General features: G+C 58.4%; 7 protein-coding genes. All 7 read left to right on the top strand.

Going from position 1 to position 8,095, the window contains the following annotated elements; genetic code table 11:
• Nucleotides 1-1,017, top strand: a 1,017-nt coding sequence (locus WA354_RS05655; RefSeq protein WP_472812036.1) for a M48 family metallopeptidase, incomplete at its 5' end; no start/stop codon positions are given.
• Between the two features lie 223 nt (nt 1,018-1,240).
• Nucleotides 1,241-2,269, top strand: coding sequence for a tetratricopeptide repeat protein (locus WA354_RS05650; RefSeq protein WP_472812035.1), 1,029 nt, complete (start codon nt 1,241-1,243; stop codon nt 2,267-2,269).
• A 252-nt stretch (nt 2,270-2,521) separates the two neighbouring features.
• Entirely contained in the window at nt 2,522-2,785 is a 264-nt protein-coding gene (locus tag WA354_RS05645) for a helix-turn-helix domain-containing protein (RefSeq protein ID WP_472812034.1), read from the top strand.
• Nucleotides 2,786-2,960: 175 nt separating this feature from the next.
• Nucleotides 2,961-4,052: a M24 family metallopeptidase gene (locus WA354_RS05640; RefSeq protein ID WP_472812033.1), complete on the top strand. Its 1,092-nt coding sequence runs from the start codon at nt 2,961-2,963 to the stop codon at nt 4,050-4,052.
• 38 nt (nt 4,053-4,090) lie between these two features.
• Nucleotides 4,091-4,573 (top strand): acetyl-CoA carboxylase biotin carboxyl carrier protein, encoded by a 483-nt coding sequence (gene accB / locus WA354_RS05635; RefSeq protein ID WP_472812032.1) that lies wholly within the window; start codon nt 4,091-4,093, stop codon nt 4,571-4,573.
• 148 nt (nt 4,574-4,721) lie between these two features.
• Entirely contained in the window at nt 4,722-6,074 is a 1,353-nt protein-coding gene (gene accC / locus WA354_RS05630) for an acetyl-CoA carboxylase biotin carboxylase subunit (protein ID WP_472812031.1), read from the top strand.
• Nucleotides 6,075-6,315: 241 nt separating this feature from the next.
• Nucleotides 6,316-8,095 (top strand): c-type cytochrome (locus tag WA354_RS05625; protein ID WP_472812030.1); only part of this gene is annotated, 1,780 nt, incomplete at its 3' end.

The raw sequence follows: 8,095 nt of genomic DNA, 5'->3' as shown, positions 1-8,095 counted from the left end.
GTACAGGGGGATGTAGCCGCCGCCAATGTTGATCCGCAAAAAGTCTTCGAAGTCGGTAGCGAGAAGATCAATGTCAAGCCCGGCAGCATCGATGATGTCAATGCCGTGGGCAATCGCGACATAGGCGGACGCGGGAGGGGCAACTGGTACTCCACCGACTCCGAGATCAAGATGGGCAAGATGTATGCCACCGAGATCGAAAAGAGCACCCACTTCATTACCGATCCGGTGGTGACCGAATACGTCAACCGCATCGGACAGAACATCGTGAAGAATTCTGATTGCAAGGTACCCTTCACCATTAAGGTCATCGATTCCGACGAAATCAATGCCATGGCATTGCCGGGCGGTTTCTTCTATGTGAATTCCGGGCTCATTCTCAATGCCGACGAGGAAGCCGAGCTCGCCGGCGTGATGGCCCATGAGACAGCGCATGTCTGCGCGCACCACGCCGTCCGCGAACAGACCCGCATGAACTACGTCCAGATCGGGACGATTCCCTTGATCATGATGAGCTCAGGCTGGGCTGGCTACGGAATCTACGAAGCGATGCAGTTTGCAGTTCCGATTACGTTTCTGAAGTTTTCGCGCGACTTCGAGGCACAAGCCGATTTTCTCGGCATCGAGTACATGTATCGCGCCGGCTATGACCCCCAGGCGTTTATCAGTTTCTTTGAAAAGGTGCAGGCTCTCGAAAAGCGGAAACCCGGATTGGTAGCAAAGGCCTTCTCCGATCATCCTCAGACGCCGGACCGCATCCTCCACTCGCAGGAGGAGATTGCCAAGATCCTTCCCGCGCGCGATGAATACACCGTTACAACCTCTGAGTTCGACGATGTCAAGGCGAGACTGGCGCGCATTGAAAACAAGCGCCGACTGACCGACAGCAAGGATAAGAACAAGCCGTCTCTGCGTCGCGCCAGCACCACTACAGATCCGAACAACCCCCAGGCCAGCAGCGACGACAGTGGCGACGACCGTCCAACTCTCCACCGTCGCGAAGATCAGAACAATTAACCAGAGCAACTCTGTCGTGGAGCAGCACTCTCCTGGGCTTGAACGCCGCCGGTTTCTTCGGCGGCGTTCTTGTTTTCCTCATGCGCTGAAGATTTTCCCATCCTTCCGCGAGATTCCGATTGCATTCGATTTAGATTCCGGGGTACAGTTCAGCCCATCCCCATAGGTCCTGCCCGCATCCCCAGTCTCCCCTGCGGGCAATCGAAATGCCGGAGGTCGGTTCATGCGCACGCCCGTCCTTGCCCCGTTGTCGGCAGTTTCGGCCACTATCACACTCGTCCTTTGCTCTTTTGTCATTGCGCCGTCGGCTCCCGCACAGGATTCTCTTGTTCCCCCTGCCGCAGAGTTTGCATCCATGCAGCCGTCTCCCGAGGCGAACGCAAGCTTTGCCGGGTATGAGGGCGCCCTGAAAGCAGCCATCGACGCCAACGATCTGAAATCCCAGGCGCTCGCGCTCGATCGAATCGGGGTACTCTACTTCACGCATCGCAACCCGGTTGAAGCTCTCAAGTATTTTCAACGCGTGCTCTCAATCGTCCGGACTCTCGGCGAACAGGTTGATGAGGCCACGGCGTTGTCTGACATCGGTGCCGCGAACTTCGCCCTGGGCCGCAACGAAGAAGCGCTCGAGGACTTCAAACAGGCGCTCCCAATCTGGCGCAAAGCAGGGAACCAGGATCGCGAGGCCGCGACCCTCGGAAACATGGGTGAAGTATTTCGTGCCCTCGACGACCCGCTTGAAGCGCTGATTTTTGACCAGAGATCCCTGCTGCTCTACGCAATGGCCGGCAACCACGATCGCCAGGCTACTGTGCTCAACAACATCGGTCTCGCCTACTACGCCTCGCACGACAAAAAGAGTGCGCTTGACGCATTTCAGAAAGCGCGCGAAATCTACCATGCCGGCATGAATCTTTCCGGCGAAGCGAACACCCTGAACAACATCGGTGGAACCTATAACGCATATGGGGAGACCAAAAGGGCGCTCGATCCCTTTCAACAGGCGCTTGCGATCCAGCGACAGATGGGCGACCGCAAGGGCGAGGCGACAACCCTGAACAACATGGGCACTGCCTACTCACACCTGGGAGATGGGAAGCGTGCTATCGAGCTTTACAAGCAGGCGCTGACTGCATTTCGCGCCGCAGGTGACGCGAAAGGTATGGCAACCGCGATGAAGAATATCGAACTGCTTTATGCGGACAAGCGCTATCGCTCCTCCCTCGGCGAAAGACCGAAGGGATTTGAGTAGTCTGCCGGCTCTGCGGCCTTCTGGTGCAGCAGCACCATCCGGTTCACCGGTCCAACCCTTGGGAGGTGCTAATCCGGCAAACGCAATAGGTTGCGGTTTTGGGCCCTAACAATGAGTTCCGGCGGGGTTTAGCGGGATCAGTAACCGGCAACAAGGGGGAGAATTCCCGAAAAACCCTTGAATTGCCGGGCAAAACCGCGATATAAACAGGTGCACCGGCATCTATCCGGAATCCTGCCTGGGGTGTCCCTTATGCGTAGCTCAAGCGCCCGTTCCAACCTGCTTGTTCCTGAAATCCGCGAAGTCATGGATATTCGCCAGGCGTCGGATTACCTTGGCATCTCGCCCGATACCCTCTATAAATACGCCTCCGAAGGCTTCGTGCCTGCATTCAAGCTGGGCAATCGCTGGCGTTTCAAGCGCTCCCGCCTCGACGAATGGATGGATCGCCAATCCGAGATACAGGCCGCCGAATTCAATCCCGAGCAAAAGAAGCCCGTCAAGCCCGCGATGTGATGAGAGCCATTGGCTTTTAGCCTCTTTGTGCCAAAGTCGAACCTGCTGTCTCAAAACAATATTCTTCCGCTGACGTACCACTGCGCTGGCGCTTCGAATCGAGAGCTACTGGCTACCAGCTAATGGCTCAGAGCGACGCTAGGAGCTAGTAGCTCCTCTTTGATACAACAGAGCGGTGGACCACGCACGTAGAATTGGGCTGCTTCGCCGCCGTATAACCAAAGCCGGTCTCTCCGGCCTTCTAGTCACTCACCTCTCAGACGTCCGTTATCTCTCCGGATTCACAGGGTCCAGCGCCGCGCTTGCAGTCACGCGCCGCTCTGCCCGCCTCTTCACAGATGGCCGTTACAGAGCGCAAGCCGCTGCAGAAGTCAATAGCGCCAAGATTGAGATCGTCACCGGTTCTCCAGCCGTCGCCGCAGTGCAATGGCTTGCAGCGCAACCCGGCGCAGAGTTTTCCGGTTTCGATCCCATCCACACGACCGTTGCCGAGGTCTCCCGCTTGCGCGCCGAGCTGCCTTCGAAACTCCGCCGCAGCTTCCTCACCGAGATCTCTTCACCACTCGTCGAGCCTTTACGCCTCGTCAAAGACGAAGACGAGCTGGCGCTCATGTCCGAAGCTGCGCTCATCGGATGCGACCTCTTTGACCACATCCTCACCGTCATCCGCCCCGGCATTCCAGAGATTGAAATCGCCGCCGAACTGGAACATCAAGCCCGCCTCCGCGGTGCCGAGGGTATGAGCTTTGAGACCATAGTTGCTTCAGGGCAACGTTCCGCTCTGCCTCACGGAAAAGCCTCCACAGCGACGTTGCCTCGCAGGGGGTTCGTAACCCTCGACTTCGGTATAATCCGGGAGGGCTACTGCTCCGATATGACGCGCACGGTCTGTCTGGGCAAACCAAAATCAGAGGAACGAAATGCCTACGAAGCAGTGCTGGAAGCTCAGCAATCCGGCGTATCCGCGGTAGGTGCGGGCGTCAGCTGCGGTGAGGTCGACGAAGCCGCGCGCAGCATCTTGCGAAAGGCGGGGATGGCCGACGCTTTCTCGCATTCCACCGGGCACGGGGTCGGACTAGAGATACACGAGTCGCCGCGAGTCGCTGCGGGACAGAAAACAAGGCTGCAGGCGGGAATGGTTGTTACCATTGAACCCGGAGTTTATTGGCCAGGCAAGTTCGGCGTTCGCATTGAAGATATGGTGGCCGTAACAAAAACTGGGGGGCAGGTACTGACTCCAGCACCTAAGGCACTGATCGAACTTTGACTCGATGACGCGCTGTTGCGCACAGGCAAAAGGAACGAATGAAACCACAGGACATGAAGGATCTGCGGGAACTGATCGAGTTCCTCAAGCAATACCAGGTCGCTGAGTTTGACCTTGATCGCGGCGACATAAAGATCCGGCTGAAATTTGCGCAAGCGGCGCCCACGACAGGAATTGCCGATCTCGCCAGGCTCACCGTAGCCCCCGCGGCGGCTGCTCCGGCCACACTTCCGGTGGCAGATCAGCCGGTAGCTGCTCCGGCCACCGATCCTGACGCTGGTTTACACATCGTCAAATCTCCCATAGTCGGCACCTACTACGGCTCGCCCTCACCCGGAGCGCCGCCCTTTGTTTCGCCGGGCGAACGCGTCGAAAAAGGGCAGGTGATCTGCATCGTCGAAGCTATGAAGCTGATGAATGAGATCGAGTCCGACGCCGCGGGCGAAATTGTGAAGTGTTACATCTCCAACGGCCAGCCCATCGAGTTCGGTCAGCCCCTGTTTTCCATTCGCGAAGGATGAAACGAAAAGCGGAGTTTGCATCGCTAGCGGAGTTAGCGGTGTTAGCCCGCTTCAAGCACCTCAAACAACGAGCGCGTGATCGAACGAGCCGTTCCTAACTCCGCTAGCTCCGCTAACCCCGCTAACTCCGCTTTCTCTAAGGTTCTCAATGTTTCGTAAGGTCTTGGTTGCCAATCGCGGTGAAATTGCTTTGCGCGTGCTCAACGCGTGCCGTGAACTCGGAATTCGTACCGTCGCCGTCTATAGCGAAGCCGATCGCAATTCGCTCCACGTGCGCTTCGCCGACGAAGCCATCTGCATTGGCCCTCCGCGCCCCGCCGACAGCTACCTCAACGTTCCCGCCGTCATCTCCGCTGCCGAAATTGCCAACGTCGACGCCATCCATCCCGGCTATGGACTGCTCAGCGAGAATGCCAACTTCGCCGAAGTCTGCCGCGCTTCCAACATCAAGTTCATCGGACCACCACCTGAAGTCACGCGCCTGATGGGCGAAAAAGAAAAAGCTCGCCAGGCGATGAAGGAAGCCAGAGTTCCAATCCTCCCCGGCTCCGACGGCGTGATTGCGACAACCGAAGAAGCGCAGGATGTAGCCGCCCACATCGGCTATCCCGTCATTCTCAAGGCCAAGGCCGGCGGCGGCGGACGCGGAATGCGCATCGTACGAACCGACGAAGAGCTGCCCAATCTCTTCCATGCCGCGTCAACTGAAGCCGCCAATGCTTTTGGCAACGGCGAGCTCTACATGGAAAAGTTCATCGAGCAGCCGCGCCACATCGAGTTCCAGATCCTTGCCGACGAGCACGGTCACGTCACCACACTCTTTGAGCGCGAGTGCTCAATCCAGCGCCGCCATCAAAAACTGATCGAAGAAGCGCCGTCGCTCCAGGTCACCTCGAAGATGCGCGAAGATATCAGCAAGACCCTCTGCCGTTGCCTCACCGATATTGGCTACCAGAACGCCGGCACGGTCGAGTTCCTCATGGACGAGGATCGCAAGCTCTACTTCATCGAAATGAACACCCGCATTCAGGTGGAGCATCCGGTCACCGAGGCCATTACCGGCATCGATCTTGTAAAGGCCCAGCTGCGCATCGCATCCGGTGAGCGTCTCAGCGCCATCCTGCCGCCGAAGATCGAGATCAAAGGCCACTCCATCGAGTGCCGCATCAACGCCGAGCATCCCGTCAAGTTCACACCTTCAGCCGGAAAGATCACGGCCTTCAATGTTCCCGGCGGCAACGGCGTCCGCGTCGACACTGCGCAATACTCCGAAGGCGTTGTCCCGCCTTACTACGACTCGCTCATAGCGAAACTCATCGTTCACGGCATCGATCGCGAAGAAGCTATCGCCAAAATGGAGCGCGCCCTGTCGCAGTTCGTAGTGCAGGGAATTGACACCTCAATCCCGCTGCACCAGGAAATCTTCGCCGACGAAGACTTCCGCGCCGGCAACTTCGATACCAAGTTCATGGAACGCTTTCTTGCGAGGCGGCAGAGCTGAGCTGGCTTCAGCACGCTGAGGAAATCTCTTCGGAATTTTGAGGGCATCAGTTTCGAACGAATGACCTCAAGTCGCCGAGATCTCCTCATCTGCCGAACCGCGGTAAGCGCATCTTGGACGAAGACAGACTTGAGCCTCAAGCCTCACAATGTATCCTTGACCAGCCGACCCTGTGTCGCGCAATGCAATGCTTCCTAAAACATTTCTCCGATTTGCAAATCATCTCTCTTTCTGCGCCCTCGTGGCCGCACCGATTTGTCTTGCGCAATCGCAAGCTGACTGGGCCGTCTACAACGGAGGCACTGACGGCGATCACTACTCCCGCCTCACGCAGATTAATCGCGATAACGTCCACCTTCTCCAACAGGCATGGACCTACGACACCGGCGAAAAAGGCGGCATCCAGACCAACCCGCTCATCATCGGCCGCACCCTCTACGCCTACACGCCGGGCACCAAGGTTGTGTCACTCGATGCAGCCACCGGCAAGCTCAAGTGGAGATTCGACTCCGGCATCATCGCCGGCCAACCGGCCCGCGGCCTGACGTATTGGAATGACGGCGCACACGGTCGCATTTACGCCGCCGTGATGAACTTTCTCTACTGCCTCGACGCCGAAACCGGGAACCTGATCACGAGTTTTGGAGAAAACGGCCACATCGATCTTCGCAAAGGCCTCGTCATCGACGGCTTGAATACCGACTTCAGCGCCCTCTCCATCGCGCTCACCACGCCCGGCGTCATTTACAAAGACATGATCATCGTCGGCGGCCGCGAGCCCGAAGCGCACCCCGCGCCGCCCGGCTACATCCAGGCCTTCGACCTCCGCACGGGGCAACTCCGCTGGGTCTTTCACACGATTCCGCTGCCGGGCGAAACCGGCTATGAAACATGGCCGAAGGATGCATATAAAACCGCGGGAGCCGCCAACAACTGGGCAGGCATGGCGCTCGACGCCGAGCACGGCATTCTGTATGCGCCCACTGGCTCCGCAGTGATGGATTTCTACGGCGGAGATCGTCTCGGCAACGATCTCTACGCCAACACGCTGCTGGCCCTTGACGCCAATACCGGCAAACGCCTGTGGCACTTCCAGGGCGTACATCACGACATATGGGATCGCGATTTCCCATCACCGCCCGCGCTCTTCACCGTTGAGAAAAACGGGAAGCACATCGATGCCATCGCGCAGACCACCAAGCAGGGTTATCTCTACGTCTTCAATCGCATCACCGGCGAGCCTCTCTTCCCGATCCACGAACATCCCTATCCAGCAAGCACCGTTCCCGGCGAAATCACATCGCCCACCCAGCCCAGGCCTGACGCGCCCGAGCCTTACGCGCGCCAGCAACTAACCGAGGACACGCTCACCACGCGCACGCCTGAAGCGCACGAATACGCTCTCAAGACTTTCCGCAGCTTCCGCAACGGTGGCCAGTTTTATCCCATGGCAATCGGCCAGCAAACCATCGTCTTTCCCGGCTTCGACGGTGGAGCAGAGTGGGGCGGCCCAGCTCTCGATCCCATCCACGACATCATCTACATCAACGAGACAGAAATGGCCTGGACCGGCGGCCTGGTCCCCAGCAGCGCAGGCAGTCCAGGCGAAGCCGTATATCAGAGCCAGTGTGCCATGTGTCACGGCGTCGACCGCGCGGGCTCGCCGCCTGCTTTTCCTTCCCTCGTCGGCATCGAAAAGCGCATGCCGGACACAAAAGTGATCGCGACTATTCATCAGGGCGGTGGCCGTATGCCATCGTTTCCCAATATCGAAGGCGAACACCTCAACGCGCTTGTGTCGTATCTGCGCACAGCAGGTGCCTCAGCTCCGCCCCGAGAGTTGCAGGCTGCACCTGCCGCCGAGCACACGCCCAAACCTGCAGCCGATCCCGCCGGTGCCAGGGTCTACGCCGAGCAGTGCGCCGCATGCCATGGTGACAAATTGGAAGGCATCCCCCCCTCACCGCCCCTCGTCGGTCTCGGAGCCCGCATGAACGCCGCGCAGACCACTGACATCATCC

The organism is Occallatibacter sp., assembly GCF_049802275.1.
GTDB lineage: Bacteria > Acidobacteriota > Terriglobia > Terriglobales > Acidobacteriaceae > Telmatobacter.
The sequence above is the reverse complement of the archived record's forward strand: the minus strand, read 5'-3'. Positions and strand labels throughout refer to the sequence as shown.